Here is a 17550-nt window from a genome sequence, read left to right on the forward strand (position 1 = left end):
GCACGGTGAGCACCACCGCGACCAGCCCTGCGACGAGTCCAACACCTCAGTCCCCCTCGGACCCGGTTCCCGAGCGGCTTCTTCTCATCGACGGACACTCAATGGCCTTCCGTGCCTTCTACGCCCTGCCCGTCGACAACTTCACCACGTCGACCGGTCAGTCCACCAACGCCGTCCACGGCTTCGTCTCCATGTTCCTGTCGCTGCTGGACAGCGAGCGGCCCACCCACGTGGCCGTCGCCTTCGACCTGCCGGGAGGCACCTTCCGCACCGAGGAGTACGCCGAGTACAAGGGAACCCGCGATGAGACCCCGCAGCCCTTCCTCGGGCAGGTCGAGCTCATCCAGGAGGTCCTGGAGGCCATGGGCGTCACAGCGCTCACCGCTCCGGGCTACGAGGCCGACGACATCCTGGCCACCCTGGCGGCCTCCGCCCAGGCTGAGGACATGGAGGTTCTCATCTGTTCGGGGGACCGCGACTCCTTCCAGACGGTCACTGAGCGGTGCACCGTGCTCTACCCGGTCAAGGGCGTGTCAACACTGCGCCGCATGACGCCTCAGGAGGTGGAGGAGCGCTACGGGGTGACGCCCGAGCGCTACCCGCACCTGGCCGCCCTGGTCGGCGAGACCAGTGACAACCTGCCCGGGGTTCCGGGGGTGGGCCCCAAGACCGCCGCCAAGTGGCTCAACCTCTATGACGGGCTCGACGGCGTCATCGCTCACGCGGACCAGATCAAGGGCAAGGCCGGACAGTCGCTGCGCGATCACCTCGACGACGTCGTGCGCAACCGCCGCCTCAACCGCCTGCTCACCGACCTGGACCTTGGGATCGAGCCCCGCACCGACCTGCGCCTCACGGGTGCCGACCGCGCCGGCCTGGCGCGCGTGTTCGAGACCCTGGAGTTCCGCACCCTGCACCAGCGGGCGCTGCGCATCCTGAGCTTCGCCGACACCTCCGACCACGCCGAGCCGAGTGAGGCAGACGAAGCCGGTGCCTTGAACGCGTTGAGCGACTTGGAGATCGTCTCGCTGGGACACGATCTAGCCGCGGGGCGGCTGGCTGAATGGTTGAAGACCAGCCTGCCGGCGGATGACGACAACGGCACTCGCCCCCTGGGTGTGGATGTCGTCGGTGTCCTCAGGCCTGTGGAAGGCGATGCCGCGCTCGTGTCACTGTCCGATGGCTCTCGGGCGGTCGCCATCGACCTGACTGAGGTCCTGCCCGAGGACGAAACAGCCCTGGCCCGGCTCCTGGCCGACGTGGAGCGTCCCAAGCTCGTCGCCGACGCCAAGGGGAGCTGGCACGCGCTGAGCGCCCGGGGGCTCACGCTCGACGGCGTCGTCGCAGATCCCTCCCTGGCCGGCTACCTGTGCCGCCCTGAACAGCGCAGCTATGACGTCGAGACTCTCACCCAGCGTTGGCTCGGCATCGACCTGGCCGCAGTCAACGAGGGCGGTGCCGGGGGTGACGGCGGCTCCGGTGAGTCCCAGAGCGCATTCGACCTCGAGGCCCTCACCTCTCAGGAGGCCGTTGCCCCCTCCCACCTGGCCAGTGCGCGCCGGGCCGCCGCCCTGCTCCCGCTCCAGGCCGTGCTCGATGAGCAGATGGCGGCTCGTGACGCCGCCGGACTGTTCACCGACCTGGAGATGCCCGTGGCCGCAACCCTGACCGTCATGGAGGACGCCGGCATCGCCGTCGACGACGCCGTGCTCCAAGCCCGCCAGACCGAGCTCGACGCCCGCGTGACTCACGCTGCCGAGGGCGCCTACGCCGCCGCCGGGCGAGAGCTCAACCTCTCCAGCCCCAAGCAGCTCCAGGCCGTCCTGTTCGATGAGCTGAAGATGCCCAAGACCCGCAAGACCAAGACCGGCTACACCACGGACGCCGACGCCCTGGCCGGGCTGTATGCCAAGACCTCGCACCCCTTCCTGGAGCACCTTCTTGAGCACCGCGACGCCATCAAGCTGCGGCAGACGGTTGAGGGACTGCGCAAGGCGATCCAGGCCGACGGGCGCATCCACACCACCTTCCAGCAGACCATCGCCGCCACGGGGCGCCTGTCCTCCACCGACCCCAACCTGCAGAACATCCCGGCACGTCACGAGGAGGGGATGCGCATCCGCGAGGCATTCACCGTCGGCGAGGGCTACGAGTGCCTCATGACCGCCGACTACTCCCAGATCGAGATGCGCATCATGGCGCACCTGTCCGCGGACCAGGCGCTGATCGAGGCCTTCCGCAGCGGGGAAGACCTGCACCGCTACGTCGCCGCCCTGGTCCACGGCATCGAGGTCGAGGACGTGACCGCCCAGCAGCGCAGCCACGTCAAGGCCATGAGCTATGGACTGGCCTACGGCCTGTCGACCTTCGGGCTGGCCCGTCAGCTCGGTATCGACAACGCTGAGGCAGCCGATCTGAGGAACGCCTACTTCGCCAGGTTCGGAAAGGTCCACGACTACCTGGAGTCCGTGGTGGAGCAGGCGCGCCGAGACGGATACACCGAGACGATGTTCGGACGGCGCCGCTACCTGCCCGACCTGACCAGCGACAACCGGCAGCGCCGTGAGATGGCTGAGCGGGCCGCCCTCAACGCCCCCATTCAGGGCAGCGCCGCCGATATCGTCAAGAAGGCCATGATCGATGTCGACAGCGCGCTGCGCGAGCAGGCCCTGACGAGCCGCATTCTTCTGCAGATCCACGACGAGCTCCTCATCGAGGTCGCGCCCGGAGAGGCCGAGGCTGTTGAGAGCCTCCTCAAGGAGCAGATGGGTGGGGCAGCAGAGCTCTCGGTCCCCCTGGACGTCGCCGTCGGACGAGGGCGGACCTGGCGTGAGGCCGCCCACTAGAGCCCCCTCCACGTCCCGCGCTCATTGCCTGAAGAAGCCGGTGATATACGAATGAGATCGTCACGTCATCCTTTTGACATCAAGTCGTCAGATGACGTGAGCGATTGCACGCATGTACGGGATAATGCTTGAGCATCGTCTAGTTACGGATTCGTCACGTACTGCTAAGGTTCATTCGTGCGCTCCTGGGCGTCTCCTATGAGACTGATCCAACCAGGTCGATGAATTGGTCCGGGCCGATTCACGTCACTGGGGAGCACGCGGTCCCTATCAACCCGATCCAACTATCCGCATTCGGAGCATCCACTCAATGACAACCACTACGCCCAGCCCCGCCCCGGTCGCCGTCAACGACATCGGTTCGACCGAGGAGATCCTCGCCGCCGTTGACGAGACCATCAAGTACTTCGATGACGGCGATATCGTCGAGGGCACTGTCGTCAAGGTCGACCGTGATGAGGTCCTCCTCGACATCGGCTACAAGACCGAAGGCGTCATCCTCGCTCGCGAGCTGTCCATCAAGCACGATGTCGACCCCGACGAGATCGTCTCCGTCGGCGACGAGATCGAAGCCCTCGTCCTGCAGAAGGAGGACAAGGAAGGGCGTCTGCTCCTGAGCAAGAAGCGCGCGCAGTACGAGCGCGCCTGGGGCACCATCGAGCGCATCAAGGAGGAGGACGGCGTCGTCACCGGCTCCGTCATCGAGGTCGTCAAGGGCGGTCTCATCCTGGACATTGGCCTGCGCGGCTTCCTGCCCGCCTCCCTGGTGGAGATGCGTCGCGTTCGCGACCTCCAGCCCTACGTGGGCCGCGAGCTCGAGGCGAAGATCATTGAGCTGGACAAGAACCGCAACAACGTGGTCCTCTCCCGTCGCGCCTGGCTCGAGCAGACCCAGTCCGAGGTCCGCACCAACTTCCTGCAGACCCTGCAGAAGGGGCAGGTCCGCTCCGGTGTCGTGTCCTCCATCGTCAACTTCGGTGCCTTCGTGGACCTGGGTGGCGTCGACGGTCTGGTCCACGTCTCCGAGCTGTCCTGGAAGCACATCGACCACCCCTCCGAGGTCGTCGAGGTCGGCAACGAGGTCACGGTCGAGGTCCTGGACGTCGACTTCGACCGCGAGCGCGTCTCCCTGTCGCTCAAGGCGACCCAGGAGGACCCGTGGCAGGCCTTCGCCCGGACCCACGCCATCGGCCAGGTCGTTCCCGGCAAGGTCACCAAGCTCGTTCCCTTCGGCGCCTTCGTGCGTGTCGAGGACGGCATCGAGGGCCTGGTCCACATCTCCGAGCTGGCGCAGCGTCACGTCGAGGTCCCCGAGCAGGTGGCCAAGGTCGGCGACGAGGTCTTCGTCAAGGTCATCGACATCGACCTGGAGCGCCGTCGCATCTCCCTGTCGCTGAAGCAGGCCAACGAGGGTGTCGACCCCGCCTCCGAGGACTTCGACCCCAGCCTCTACGGGATGGCGGCCGAGTACGACGAGCAGGGCAACTACAAGTACCCCGAGGGCTTCGACCCGGAGACCAACGAGTGGCTCGAGGGCTACGACGCCCAGCGCGAGGCGTGGGAGGCCGAGTACGCGGCTGCTCACGCCCGCTGGGAGGCCCACAAGGCCCAGGTCGCCAAGGCCCTGGAGGAGGAGCAGGAGTCCGGTGCTCCGGCAGCCCCCGCCGGCGGCACCTCGTACTCCTCGGCGCCGTCGGAGGCCTCCGGCACGCTGGCCTCCGATGAGGCCCTGGCCGCTCTGCGCGAGAAGCTCACCGGTAACTGAGCATCCGCACCTTTTCAGTGGTCAGGACTGATCTCTGACATCATCTGAGGGTCTCTGCCTGCTCCGCAGGCAGAGACCCTCAGACGTCCGGTGCCTTCTCCCCATCGCTCAGGTGACGTGCCTGTGCGAGGCTGTGGTCGGGCCCCGTGCTCCCTGCTTCCTAGAAGCCGGAACCAGAACGTGACGACCGTTGGAGACGATATGAGCTATTGGGGCGACATTGCCCGTGCTCTGGAGGATGTCGACCCCATCTGCCCCAGCCGCGTCGCTGCAGCGGCCCTGTGGAAGGCGGTTGCCGCCGACGACGTCGAGGGGGCGGATGCGGGGAGCGCGCCCGATGGGGTGGTGGAGGCGGTCTGCGCCATCGACCGGGCTTGGCTGGTTCAGCTGGGCCAGGACCCGGACACGAGCAGAACGAGCCTTGAGCAGGCGACCGCTTTCTGCCAAGGGATTCGGGCGGCTCACGGCCGTTCGACGCTCCCGCTGCGTTACGCCCAGGTGGAGCTCTCCGCCGTCCTCGGCCTCAGGGACGAGGCCCTCGAGCAGCTCCGTGAGGCCAGACTCTTCTCCTTCGGCAAGACCGATACCGGAGCCGTGCTGGCCACCGCCCGTATGCACGATGACTACTCCGGCGTCATCAGCACAACCACGGCCACACCCAAGCGCGCCGAGGCCGATCCCGTGGAGAGCGCACGGGGGCTGGGCGCGGTGCTGGTTCCCTACCTGGCCCACCAACGCATCGTCGAGGCCGAGGACGCCTTCGCCTCCTTGAGCCTGCTCCACCTTCCAGATGCCGTGTCACTCCAGAGCCTGGCGGACAGGCTCGAGTACCTGGGACTGTCCTCCCAGTGGCAACGGGCCATCGCACTCATCCGTCACAGCCCTATGAAGGCCGTCTCTGAGGCCTCGGCCTGGCAACTGATGAACACCGCTGTCGGACTGGCCCTCGTCATGAGGGCGGCCAACCGGGCGGACTACGGAAAGCACGCCCTGGGTGCCTCGCTGAGCTGGACAACGCCGTGGGGGAACCTGGAGCTCACGGCCTGGGACACCGTCGGCCACGCCTATGACGTCATGACCGGCTTCGTGCGCGGCGTCGCTCACCGCTTCGATGTCCGCAACGGCAACAACGGCGTGTCGTACCGGGTCGAGATGAGGATGGCCGCTGAGGCCGCAGGTCTGGCCAGCCGGTCCTACGGGACGGTGACGAGCGCCGTACCGGCAGATCGTGCCCGGTTGCGTAACCAGGGAGCGCTGCTCAAGGAGGTCCGCGAGCTGCTCACGCTGTCTCGTGGTTATGGCATGGAGTCAGTGCGACAGCGCGCCATGTCGACCGCGGAGACGGTCAGCGCCTCACTGTCGGAGGTGGTGGATGACTCCACCTTGGAGCTGGTCGTCGACCTTCGCCTGGCCTTCGGCCGGCTGCTGGCGGCACTTGGCGCCAATGAGCGCGCGGAGAAGGAGCATCTCGACACCGCGGAGCTGAGCCTGAGCCAGGGGTGGACGGAAACGGCCTGCGCCGCCCTGGCTCTGGCTTCGCACGCCGCTCAGGCCCGCGGGGACCGCGCTTCCAGCGGCAGGGCATGGCACCAGTGCCGTGACGCGATGGAGTCCTGGCCGATGAACCGGCCAGGAGAGCGCTGCGGGATACTCGTCGACGCCGTCGGCGACCCTCTGGTCGCTGTGCAGGTCCTCTCAGCCCTGGCGGAGGTCCTGGTCGACGGGGTGGAGGAGGACCATACTCGTGCACCGATCATCCGCGAGATCATCTCGCGGGCCTCGGAGCAGGCCTCCCGGTGCGTGAGTCCCCCGCAGGGCGCGGTGGAGTCGCTGGCCCGGGTCGAGGAGCGCATCGCGCCCTACGGGCGGGGCCGGGGAGGAAGAAGGCGACCCGGTTCGACCACCACGATCACGACTGACGGCCAGGCGGCCGCAGGGGGCAAGTGAGCTGGCACTGACAAGGCGAGGCTGCGCCCGGTGGACACCGGTGCCTGCTGTATCACCACGCGCTGGCCCGGCCCGGGCAGGTCACGGCATGATGGGACCATGCGCCACACACCTGTACCCCGTCCCACTCGTCGTCCGAAGGACCGAGCCCTGCGCGTGGGGCTCACCGGTGGCATCGGCTCAGGCAAGTCGACGGTGGCCTGCCTGCTCGAGGAGCGCGGCGCGGTCGTGACCAGTGCTGATGAGGTCGCTCGCGACGTCGTCAGCCCGGGCAGTGACGGTCTTGCGGCAGTGGTGGCCGAGTTCGGGGAAGGGATTTTAGCCCCGGACGGCTCCCTGGACCGCAGTGCCCTGGGGCGCCTGGTCTTCTCCGACGACCTACGCCGTGCCCGCCTGGAGGAGCTCCTCCTGCCCCTGATCGCAGCAGAGGCGTGGGCTCGGATGGGTACGGTTCCGGCCGGGCAGGTGGCGGTCTACGACGTTCCTCTCCTCGTCGAAGGACAGATGCAGGACCTGTTCGATCTCGTCATCGTCGTCGAGGCCCAGCTCGAGCTGCGTCTGGAGCGGCTCGCTGCGCGGGGGATGACCCGTGACGAGGCGCTGGCTCGTATCGCTGTGCAGGCCACCGACGAGGAACGCCGAGCCGTCGCCGACGTCGTCGTGTCCAACTCCGGGGCGCTGGAAGACCTGAACGCCGAGGTCGACAGGCTCTGGAGCACCCGGATCCTGGAGCCGGGAGCCACCGCCTGACGGCAGGGGAGACCTTCCCATCGGCGGACACCGCGCCCACTCCTACAGTGGGGCGGAACCGAGAGGTAGATCCGGAAGGCAGGTTCAGCCCGAGCAGCTGTTGCGTCGAGAGGTGGTGCGGGCGGGGCCGAGGGCTCCGACGATGGTGGCGGAGACGGCGACGATGAAGGCCATGAGGGATCCTTGGACTCAGGGGATGACGACAGGGCGCAGGGGCGGGCCTCATGGGCATCCACATGAACGTGGGACGGGACGACCCGGCGTCCTGCGAGAACCACCGTAATAGGTGAACTCGATTGAAAGGTTCCTTCCCGGATACAAAGACGTATCTGTGTGGTGACGGCCGGATCGCAGGATGATGAACGAGGTGACCGCGCGGTCAGAGGTGTCCATGGTGTCGGTCGGACCGCGTAGCCTGAGGGCATGCGTCCCGTTACCGAGCTCCAGCGCGCAGCCAAGCCCTTTGAGGTCGTCAGTCCCTACTCACCCAGCGGGGACCAGCCCACGGCGATCGCCGAGCTGACCGAGCGCCTCCGGGCGGGGGAGAAGGACATCGTCCTGCTCGGTGCCACGGGAACCGGCAAGTCCGCGACCACCGCCTGGCTCGTCGAGCAGGTCCAGCGCCCTACCCTCATCCTGGAGCCCAACAAGACCCTGGCCGCCCAGATGGCCGCCGAGTTCCGTGAGCTTCTCCCGAACAACGCAGTGGAGTACTTCGTCTCCTACTACGACTACTACCAGCCCGAGGCCTACGTCCCGCAGACGGACACCTTCATCGAGAAGGACTCCTCCATCAATGACGAGGTCGAGCGCCTGCGCCACAGCGCCACCAACTCCCTGCTCACCCGCCGGGACGTCGTCGTGGTCTCCTCGGTCTCCTGCATCTACGGCCTGGGCACCCCCCAGGAGTACGTGGACCGGATGACGCCCCTGGAAGTGGGCCAGCAGATCGACCGGGACGATCTTCTGCGGCGTTTCGTGACGATGCAGTACACCCGCAACGACATCGACTTCACCCGGGGCACCTTCCGCGTGCGTGGCGACACGGTGGAGATCATCCCGATGTACGAGGAGCTCGCCATCCGCATCGAGTTCTTCGGGGACGAGATCGAGGCCCTGGCCACGCTGCACCCCGTGACCGGGGACGTCATCGACACTGTCGAGCAGGTCTTCGTCTTCCCCGCCTCCCACTACGTGGCCGGCCCCGAACGCATGCAGAAGGCCATTGAGGGCATTGAGGCCGAGCTCGCCGAGCGTCTGGCCCAGCTCGAGCACGACGGCCGTCTCCTGGAGGCCCAGCGCCTGCGCATGCGCACCACCTACGACCTGGAGATGCTTCAGCAGATCGGCATGTGCTCGGGGATCGAGAACTACTCGCTGCACATCGACGGGCGCGAGACCGGCACCCCGCCCAATACCCTCCTGGACTACTTCCCCGAGGACTTCCTCCTCGTCATCGATGAGTCCCACGTGACCGTCCCCCAGATCGGCGCCATGCACGAGGGGGACGCCTCCCGCAAGCGCACCCTGGTCGAGCACGGATTCCGTCTGCCCTCCGCACTGGACAACCGCCCCCTGACCTTCGCCGAGTTCGAGGACCGCATCGGTCAGACCGTCTACCTATCGGCCACCCCGGGTGACTACGAGACCCAGCGCTCCGACGGCGTCGTCGAGCAGATCATCCGGCCCACGGGACTGGTGGACCCCAAGGTCGTCGTCAAGCCCACGCAGGGACAGATCGACGACCTGCTCGAGGAGGTGCGCGCCCGTGTGGAGCGCCAGGAGCGGATCCTGGTGACCACCCTGACCAAGCGCATGGCCGAGGACCTGACCACCTACCTCGCCGAGAGGGGCGTGCGCGTGGAGTACCTCCACTCCGACGTCGACACGCTGCGACGCGTCGAGCTCCTGCGCGAGCTGCGGCTGGGGCGCTTCGACGTCCTGGTGGGCATCAACCTGCTGCGTGAGGGCCTGGACCTGCCGGAGGTCTCGCTCGTATCCATCCTGGACGCGGACAAGGAGGGCTTCCTGCGCTCGACCCGCTCCCTGGTGCAGACCATCGGACGTGCCGCCCGCAACGTCTCCGGCGAGGTCCACATGTACGCCGACACCATCACCCCGGCCATGGCTGAGGCCATCGAGGAGACTGAGCGCCGCCGCACCAAGCAGCTGGCCTACAACGCCGAGCACGGCATCGACCCGCAACCGCTGCGCAAGAAGATCGCCGACGTCACCGACATGCTCGCCCGCGAGGACGTCGACACCGCCGACCTCCTGGCCGGCGGCTACCGGGGCCATGAGGACTCCTCGGTGCGGGCCCGACGCAAACACGCCGCCGAGGCCACCGTGCGCGAGAAGCTCGCCGGGGCGGCGCAGGGCGACCTCGCCGAGCTCATCAACGAGCTCACCCAGCAGATGCACGCCGCCGCCGAGGACCTCCACTTCGAGCTCGCCGCCCGGCTGCGCGACGAGATCCAAGACCTCAAGAAGGAGCTGCGCGCCATGCGGGCCGCCGACTGATCTCACAGCCATGAGTGACTCGACGTGGCTACGTCGAGAGGAAGCGTCCCGTTAGACTCTCAGGCGTTATACACGGAGGGGAGTACTCCCAACCAACGGCGACGTCGTCATCACGGCGGTGCGGGCACCACATCAGTCCTGCGTTCCCGGCGTCGCGGCCAGAGTGAAGCGCGCCTTGAGCGCCTGTCCACGTGGCGGGAGGAGACCTCCGGTACCAGTTCCGTACCGGAGGAGAACACGTGGACGTCCACATCCTGGGGTGGATCGGCCTGGCGGCCATCATCCTGACCCTCATCGTGATCGACATCGTCGGTCACGTGCGCACCCCCCACGAGCCCACCATGAAGGAGGCCGCCGTCTGGTCGGTGGCCTATATCGGCATGGCCCTGGTCTTCGGCGGCATCGTCTGGTTCGTGTGGGGCGGGGGCTTCGCCCAGGAGTACCTGGCCGGCTACATCACCGAGAAGGCGCTGAGCATCGACAACCTCTTCGTCTTCGTCATCATGATGTCCTCCTTCAAGGTGCCCCGGAAGTACCAGCAGGAGGTGCTGCTCGCCGGCATCGTCATCGCCCTTATTCTCCGGCTCATCTTCATCCTCGCCGGCGCCGCGCTCATCGAGAACTTCTCCTGGGTGTTCTACTTCTTCGGAGCCTGGCTCCTGTGGACCGCCTTCTCCCAGGCCCGGGAGGGCGTCCAGGAGCCCGACGACGATGACGAGGAGTACAGGCCTAGCGGCTTCGTCAAGCTCGTCGCCCGCGTCATCCCCATGACCGACGGCTTCGTGGGCGGCAAGGTCATTCACCGCCACGCCGGGCGCACCATGATTACTCCCATGATGCTGTGCATCATCGCCATCGGCACCGCCGATGTCATGTTCGCCGTCGACTCCATCCCCGCGATCTACTCCCTGACCAGCGAGCCCTTCCTGGTCTTCTCCGCCAACGCCTTCTCCCTGCTGGGCCTGCGCCAGCTCTACTTCCTCATTGACGGGCTGCTCGACCGGCTCGTCTACCTCCACTACGGCCTGGCGGTCATTCTCGGCTTCATCGGCTTCAAGCTCATCGTTCATGCCCTGCACACCAACGAGGTGCCCTTCATCAACGGGGGCCAGGAGTGGCACGCCATCCCCGAGGCGTCGATCGGAGTGTCCCTGAGCGTCATCATCACCACCGTCCTGGTCACGGTCATCGCCTCGGTCCTCAAGTCGCGGGCAGATGCCCGGCGCGTGGAGGCGGCATCCTGAGGTCTCGGCCCCCAGGAGGAGGGGCGCCCTCCGGCTGATTCACTACTGTGTGACGTGTGAGCACCACGCATCCCCCTGAGTCCTCGGTCAGCGGGCTCAGCGCCGCCCAGGTCGCCGAGCGCGTCAGCGCCGGACGGACCAACGAGTACCGCGAGCGGACCTCCCGCAGCGCCGCGCAGATTCTGCGAGCCAATGTCTTCACGATCTTCAACGGCATCCTTGGCGCCGCACTGGTGCTCGTCCTGGCGCTGGGGCACTGGGCGGATGCACTGTTCGGTTTCGTCCTTGTGCTCAACACCGCCACCGGAACCCTGGCGGAGATCCGCGCCAAGCGTGCCCTGGACCGTCTGTCCGTGCTGGAGACCCCCCGCGCCATCGTCGTCAGGGACGGGGCCGAGACCGAGGTGGCCGTCGGCCAGGTCGTTCTCGACGACGTCGTACGGCTCGCAGCCGGCCAGCAGGTGCCTGCCGACGGGGAGGTTCTGACCAGCGACGGCCTGGAGATCGATGAGTCGATCCTCACCGGCGAGTCCCGGCCGGTGCGCCCCGTGAGCGGAGCGAAGGTCATGTCCGGGACCACGGTGACGGCCGGGACCGGGCTGTTCCGCACCACCGCGGTCGGCGGGGACGCCTACGCCCACCGGCTGGCCCGGGAGGCCCGCAAGTACTCACTTGTCGTCAGCGAGCTGCAGGCGGGGACCAACCGGGTGCTGCACTGGATCAGCTGGGTCATCGTGCCCGTGGCCCTGGTCCTGGTGTGGTCCCAGCTGCGGTTGAGCGGAAGCGTCGCCGAGGCCTGGAGCAGCGGCGCCTGGCGTCATGCGGTCGTCGCTGGCATCGCGGGCGTGGTCAGCATGGTGCCCCAGGGCCTGGTGCTCCTGACCTCGGTCAACTTCGCCACCGCCTCCCTGACCCTGGCCAGGCGTAACGTCCTGGTTCAGGAGCTGCCCGCCGTCGAGGTCCTGGCTCGGGTCGACACCCTGTGCCTGGACAAGACCGGCACCATCACCACCGGACGTATCCGTCTCGGTGAGATCCATGGGCCCGACGGCGGCGAGGCTCCCTCCGAGGTGCTCTCGGCGCTCGCGCTTCTCAGTACGGTGGGGGAGGCCAACGCCACCGCCGACGCCATCAGGGAGGGGCTCGCTGATTCCGACTGGCTCGGTGCACAAGGACTTCAAGAGGCGCTGTCGTCGGCCGGCGCCGGCAGCGGGGCCGGTGTGGAGTCAGTGCCCTTCTCCTCGCGCCGCAAGTGGTCCGCAGTTCGCGACCGCTCCGGCACCACCTGGGTGCTCGGTGCCCCCGAGATCGTTCTGGCGGGACACAGTGAGTCGGTGCTGGATCGTGCCCGTCAGATCGCCGCGCAGGGGATGCGCGTCGTGGCCCTGGCCTGCTCGCGCTCGCCCTGGAGGCTGGCCGAGGGGCAGGAGGAGCCGCGGCTTCCCGATGACCTTGAGGCCGCAGGGATCGTGATCCTCACCGAGGAGATCCGCCCCGACGCCGCGGAGACCCTAGCCTACTTCCGCCAGCAGGGGGTCGACGCCAAGGTCATCTCCGGGGACAGCCCCGAGACGGTGGCCGCGGTCGCCCGTCAGGCCGGAGTCACCGCGCCCGACGGCGGCGAGCTCGTCGTCCTGGACGCACGTACCCTGCCTGCCGGAGCGGGTAGCGGGCAGGAGACGGAGGAGGACCTGGAGCGCCTGGCCGACGCGGTTGAGCGCGCCAGTGTCCTGGGACGCGTCACGCCCGAGCAGAAACGGGCACTGGTGCGGGCACTGAAGTCCCGAGGGCACGTCGTCGCCATGACCGGGGACGGCGTCAACGACGCCCTGGCGCTCAAGGACGCCGACCTCGGCATCGCCATGGGCAACGGAGCGCCAGCCACCAAGGCGGTGGCGCGCCTGGTGCTGCTCAAGGGAGAGTTCTCGGCCCTTCCCGGGGTCGTGGCTCAGGGGCGCCGCGTCATGGCCAACACCGAGCGCATCGCCTCGCTGTTCCTGGCCAAGACCATCTACGCCTCGCTCATCGCCGTCGTCGTGTCGGCCATGGCGGTCGCCTACCCGTTCCTGCCCCGCCAGTTCACGGTCGTCTCCTCACTGACGATCGGGATCCCCGCCTTCGTCCTGGCCCTGGCCCCCAGCAACCAGCGCTACCGGGAGGGCTTCCTCGGGCGGGTGCTCAGCCTGTGCGTACCGGCCGGGCTCATGGCGGGTACCGTCACGCTGTCCACCTACCTCTGGTTGACGCTCACCCACGCCCCGCGCGCCCAGGTGACCACGGCGACGACCCTGGTCCTCATCACCTGCGGGCTGTGGCTGCTCACGCTCACCGCCAGACCATTGACGAGCTGGCGGCTGGGGCTGGTCGCTCTCATGGGGACGATCGCGGTCCTCGGCGTCGTCGCCCCACCGGTGCGCGCCTTCTTCCTGCTGGCCTGGCCCACCCCCGGGGTGTGGTGGGTCATCGCACTCATGGCGGGCCTGGCCGTTGGTGGCATCGAGCTGGTCCACCTGGTGCGGCGCCGGATCGTGCGCGGCCGCGGCTAAGTGCCCTGCTGCCTCGCCGCCGCTCCTACCTTGTGGCGACGAGGCGAAGCCATCCGTGCCGGGGATGGATGCTGATATCGACCGTGAGGAAGCCGGCCTCGCGGGCCAGGCCTGTGAGGCTCCGGCCATCAGGCACATTCATGTCCAGACGCTCCGCCCAGCGCCCGGCCGCTTCCCGATCGGCGACCTCGTTGGTAATCACGAGCCGACCCCCGGGACTCAGGACGCGGCGTATCTCCATGAGGCCTGCCCGCAGGTCGGGCCAGAAGTAGGTGGTCTCGAAGGCTGTCGCCACGTTGAAGAATCCATCGCGGAAAGGCAGGTGGTCCACCGAGCCCTCCAGGACTCGAAGACGGCCGGAGGCAATGGCGGAGCGGTTGAGACGGCGGGTTGTCCCAACCGCCTCGGGGGAGTGGTCGACACCGGCCACCTCACGACGAGTCCGCGCAAGAATCCGGGCGATGGCCCGGCCTCCGCCGCAGCCGACGTCGAGCACCTTGTCACAGGGGTGGATCTCCGCTGCCTCCAGCCCCCACCGGTGCAGGCGGGCGTGCCCGATGTTCATACCGCGCAGCAGCAGACGCCCGGTCAGGGAGGAGGGGCGGGCGAACTGCGAGCCGGTCGGCGCGGCCTCCTGCCGGCTCAGGCCAGGACTCCGATGACGGGGTTCCACTCGCGTGGGATGCGCTCGGCGATGTAGCCGGCCTGCTGGAAGGGGTCGTCCTCGAGGAGGGCCAGTGCGCCGGCCTCGTCCTCGGCCCGCACGACGATGAGGGCGTCGTGGGTGCCCACATAGGGGCCGGCGGCCAGCAGCCGGCCCTCATCGGCCAGGCGTCCGTTGAAAGCGCGGTGCGAGGGGCGGACAGCGGCCATCTCCTCGTCCTTGTCAGTGACGTAGCGGTACTCGACGGCGTAGATCTTGCTCATGGCCTCAGCATAGGGGGGCCGCCCCCGACCATGGTGGGAACTCGGGAGCACGGTCATTCTTCCGGTGTCCCGACCATGAGACGTGTCGAACACATGTGCGACGCACGGGATGTGCGCTCACCCCTTAGACTCGAATCCCGTGAACGACTCTCTCATCATCCGTGGGGCCCGCGAGCACAATCTCAAGGGCGTCGACCTGGACCTGCCGCGCGACACGATGATCGTCTTCACCGGACTGTCGGGCTCGGGCAAGTCCTCCCTGGCCTTCGACACGATCTTCGCCGAGGGGCAGCGCCGCTACGTGGAGTCCCTGTCCTCCTACGCCCGTCAGTTCCTCGGGCAGATGGACAAGCCCGACGTCGAGCTCATCGAGGGCCTGAGCCCGGCGGTGTCCATCGACCAGAAGTCCACCTCGCGCAACCCCCGGTCCACGGTGGGTACCGTGACGGAGATCTACGACTACCTGCGTCTGCTCTACGCGCGCGCCGGCGTCCAGCACTGCCCGGTCTGTGACGCCGTCATCTCCTCCCAGACCCCGCAGCAGATCGTCGACCAGGTCCGCGCCCTGCCCGAGGGCACTCGCTTCCAGGTTCTCGCCCCCGTGGTGCGGGGCCGCAAGGGCGAGTACTCCGAGCTCTTCGGCGAGCTGCGCGGACGCGGCTTCAACCGGGTACGCGTCGACGGCGCCGCCGAGCGCCTCGACAACCCCCCGACCCTCAACAAGCGCCTCAAGCACGATATCGAGGTCATCGTCGACCGGCTCGTCGTCCGTGAGGGCATCCGCCAGCGACTCACCGACTCCGTCGAGACGGCGCTGGGGCTGGCGGAGGGGCTGGTCATCATCGAGCAGGTCGACCTGCCCGAGGACGACCCCGACCGGGAGCGGCGCTACTCCGAGAAGCGCGCCTGCCCCAACGAGCACCCCCTGGCCCTGGACGAGATGGAGCCGCGCACCTTCTCCTTCAACGCCCCCTACGGCGCCTGCCCCGCCTGCACCGGAATCGGCACCCGGCTCGAGGTGGACCCCGAGCTCGTCGTCCCCGACGAGGAGCTCACCCTGGCTGAGGGAGCCGTCGCCCCCTGGTCGAGCCACCAGAAGTACTTCACCCGCCAGCTTGAGGCCCTGGGCAAGGAGCTCTCCTTCGACGTCGACACCCCCTGGCGCGCCCTGCCCGCGCGGGCTCGGGAGGCGATCCTGCGCGGTAAGGACTACGAGGTCAAGGTCACCTACCGCAACCGGTGGGGGCGCGAGCGCATCTACTCCACCGGCTTCGAGGGGGTTCTTGACTATGTCATGCGCAAGCACGACGAGACCGAGTCCGACTGGTCCCGGGAGCGCTACCAGGCCTACATGCGTGAGATCCCCTGCCCCGTCTGCGACGGAGCCCGGCTCAAGCCCGAGGTGCTGGCCGTGCGCGTGGGCGAGCTGTCCATCGCTCAGCTGTGCGAGCTTCCGATCAACGAGGCCCGAGACTTCCTGGCCGACCTCAACCTCACCGGCCAGGCCGCCCAGATCGCCGGCAGCGTCCTGACCGAGATCAACGCGCGCCTCGGCTTCCTCGTGGACGTGGGTCTGGACTACCTCAGCCTGGCCCGTGGTGCGGCCACGCTCTCCGGGGGCGAGGCTCAGCGCATCCGCCTCGCCACCCAGATCGGCTCAGGCCTGGTGGGCGTCCTCTACGTCCTGGACGAGCCCAGTATCGGTCTGCACCAGCGCGACAACACCCGACTCATCGAGACCCTCCAGCGGCTGCGGGACCTGGGCAACACGCTCATCGTCGTCGAGCATGACGAGGACACCATCCGCTCGGCCGACTGGATCGTTGACATCGGGCCCGGAGCCGGCGAGCTGGGCGGTGAGGTCGTCTACTCCGGTGACGTCGCGGGCCTGGCCGGAGCCGAGGGTTCCATCACCGGCGACTACCTGGCCAGGCGGCGTCAGATCGAGATCCCATCCACTCGGCGCAAGCGGGACAAGAACCGTGAGGTCACCGTCGTCGGGGCCCGGGAGAACAACCTCAAGGACGTCACCGTCTCCTTCCCGCTCGGCGTGCTCACCGCCGTCACGGGAGTATCCGGCTCGGGGAAGTCCTCCCTGGTCAACTCCATCCTCTACCAGGTGCTCGCCAACCGGCTCAACCGCGCCCGCGGTGTGCCCGGCAGGCACAAGACGGTGCGGGGAGTGGAGCACCTGGACAAGGTGGTCCACGTCGACCAGTCACCGATCGGACGCACCCCCCGCTCCAACCCCGCCACCTACACCGGGGTATGGGACCACATCCGCAAGATCTTCGCGGCCGTGCCCGAGTCGAAGGTCCGGGGATACGGGCCCGGGCGCTTCTCCTTCAACGTCAAGGGCGGGCGCTGCGAGTCCTGCAAGGGCGACGGCACGCTCAAGATCGAGATGAACTTCCTGCCCGACGTCTACGTCCCCTGCGAGGTCTGCCACGGCGCCCGCTACAACCGGGAGACCCTGGAGATCCGTTACAAGGACAAGACGGTCGCCGACGTCCTGGACATGACCATCCACCAGGCGGCCGACTTCTTCTCCGCCTCCTCCGTCATCTCCCGCCACCTCAACACCCTGGTCGAGGTGGGACTGGGGTACGTGCGCCTGGGGCAGTCGGCCACCACGCTCTCCGGCGGTGAGGCCCAGCGCGTCAAGCTCGCCACCGAGCTGCAGCGCCGCTCCACCGGCCGAACCATCTACGTCCTGGATGAACCGACCACCGGACTGCACTTCGAGGACATCCGCAAGCTGCTCGGGGTGCTTCAGGGACTGGTCGACAAGGGCAACTCCGTGGTCGTCATCGAGCACAACCTCGACGTCATCGCCAACGCCGACTGGGTCATCGACATGGGACCCGAGGGCGGCAAGGGCGGGGGAACCGTCGTCGTGGCCGGGACCCCGGAGAAGGTCGCGGCCACCGAGTCGTCCTATACCGGTCAGTTCCTGGCCCCGGTGCTGGAGGCCGCTCGCGGCTGACTCCTCAGTCCGGCTCAGC

At 68.0% G+C, this 17550-nt stretch carries 10 protein-coding genes; 8 read left to right on the forward strand and 2 right to left on the reverse strand.

Annotation, left to right across the window (positions count from 1 at the left end; all coding sequences use genetic code 11):
• Window positions 1-5 precede the first annotated feature (5 nt).
• The 7 genes from polA (at window position 6) to HMPREF3165_RS05765 (ending at window position 13618) form a co-directional block, all read left to right on the forward strand.
• Window positions 6-2846, forward strand: a complete 2841-nt coding sequence (polA, locus tag HMPREF3165_RS05735; protein ID WP_070511475.1) for a DNA polymerase I — start codon at window positions 6-8, stop codon at window positions 2844-2846.
• Window positions 2847-3156: 310 nt separating this feature from the next.
• The gene (gene rpsA / locus HMPREF3165_RS05740) at window positions 3157-4611 is read left to right on the forward strand and encodes a 30S ribosomal protein S1 (RefSeq protein ID WP_004564961.1); all 1455 of its coding nucleotides are present in this window, start codon (window positions 3157-3159) and stop codon (window positions 4609-4611) included.
• 201 nt (window positions 4612-4812) lie between these two features.
• Window positions 4813-6558, forward strand: a complete 1746-nt coding sequence (locus HMPREF3165_RS05745) for a hypothetical protein (RefSeq protein WP_070511476.1) — start codon at window positions 4813-4815, stop codon at window positions 6556-6558.
• Between the two features lie 99 nt (window positions 6559-6657).
• Window positions 6658-7308 (forward strand): dephospho-CoA kinase, encoded by a 651-nt coding sequence (coaE, locus tag HMPREF3165_RS05750; RefSeq protein WP_256275081.1) that lies wholly within the window; start codon window positions 6658-6660, stop codon window positions 7306-7308.
• Between the two features lie 423 nt (window positions 7309-7731).
• Window positions 7732-9828, forward strand: a complete 2097-nt coding sequence (gene uvrB, locus HMPREF3165_RS05755; RefSeq protein ID WP_070511480.1) for an excinuclease ABC subunit UvrB — start codon at window positions 7732-7734, stop codon at window positions 9826-9828.
• 239 nt (window positions 9829-10067) lie between these two features.
• Complete coding sequence (locus tag HMPREF3165_RS05760) at window positions 10068-11072, forward strand: TerC family protein (RefSeq protein WP_070511482.1); 1005 nt, start codon at window positions 10068-10070, stop codon at window positions 11070-11072.
• A 56-nt stretch (window positions 11073-11128) separates the two neighbouring features.
• Entirely contained in the window at window positions 11129-13618 is a 2490-nt protein-coding gene (locus HMPREF3165_RS05765; protein ID WP_070511484.1) for an HAD-IC family P-type ATPase, read from the forward strand.
• A gap of 25 nt (window positions 13619-13643) precedes the next feature.
• On the opposite strand, the gene HMPREF3165_RS05770 is transcribed toward HMPREF3165_RS05765, so the two are convergent.
• Both HMPREF3165_RS05770 and HMPREF3165_RS05775 read right to left on the reverse strand, forming a co-directional pair.
• Window positions 13644-14291, reverse strand: coding sequence for a class I SAM-dependent methyltransferase (locus HMPREF3165_RS05770; RefSeq protein ID WP_070511485.1), 648 nt, complete (start codon window positions 14289-14291; stop codon window positions 13644-13646).
• Complete coding sequence (locus tag HMPREF3165_RS05775; protein WP_020991526.1) at window positions 14261-14545, reverse strand: YciI family protein; 285 nt, start codon at window positions 14543-14545, stop codon at window positions 14261-14263. The genes HMPREF3165_RS05770 and HMPREF3165_RS05775 overlap by 31 nt, the downstream gene beginning before the upstream one ends.
• A gap of 139 nt (window positions 14546-14684) precedes the next feature.
• Between HMPREF3165_RS05775 and uvrA the strand changes: the two genes are divergently transcribed.
• Window positions 14685-17531 carry an excinuclease ABC subunit UvrA gene (uvrA, locus tag HMPREF3165_RS05780; protein WP_040321130.1) on the forward strand — a complete coding sequence of 949 codons (2847 nt, stop codon included), beginning with the start codon at window positions 14685-14687 and terminating at the stop codon, window positions 17529-17531.
• Window positions 17532-17550 lie beyond the last annotated feature (19 nt).

It is taken from the genome of Actinomyces sp. HMSC08A09 (assembly GCF_001807465.1).
Classification (GTDB): Bacteria; Actinomycetota; Actinomycetes; order Actinomycetales; family Actinomycetaceae; genus Actinomyces; species Actinomyces oris.

Bases quoted from the DNA above. Each gene is read 5' to 3' on its own strand.
- coaE (WP_256275081.1), top strand. From the start codon at position 6,658: ATGCGCCACACACCTGTACCCCGTCCCACTCGTCGTCCGAAGGACCGA.
- rpsA (WP_004564961.1), top strand. From the start codon at position 3,157: ATGACAACCACTACGCCCAGCCCCGCCCCGGTCGCCGTCAACGACATC.
- HMPREF3165_RS05775 (WP_020991526.1), bottom strand. From the start codon at position 14,545: ATGAGCAAGATCTACGCCGTCGAGTACCGCTACGTCACTGACAAGGAC.
- HMPREF3165_RS05745 (WP_070511476.1), top strand. From the start codon at position 4,813: ATGAGCTATTGGGGCGACATTGCCCGTGCTCTGGAGGATGTCGACCCC.
- uvrB (WP_070511480.1), top strand. From the start codon at position 7,732: ATGCGTCCCGTTACCGAGCTCCAGCGCGCAGCCAAGCCCTTTGAGGTC.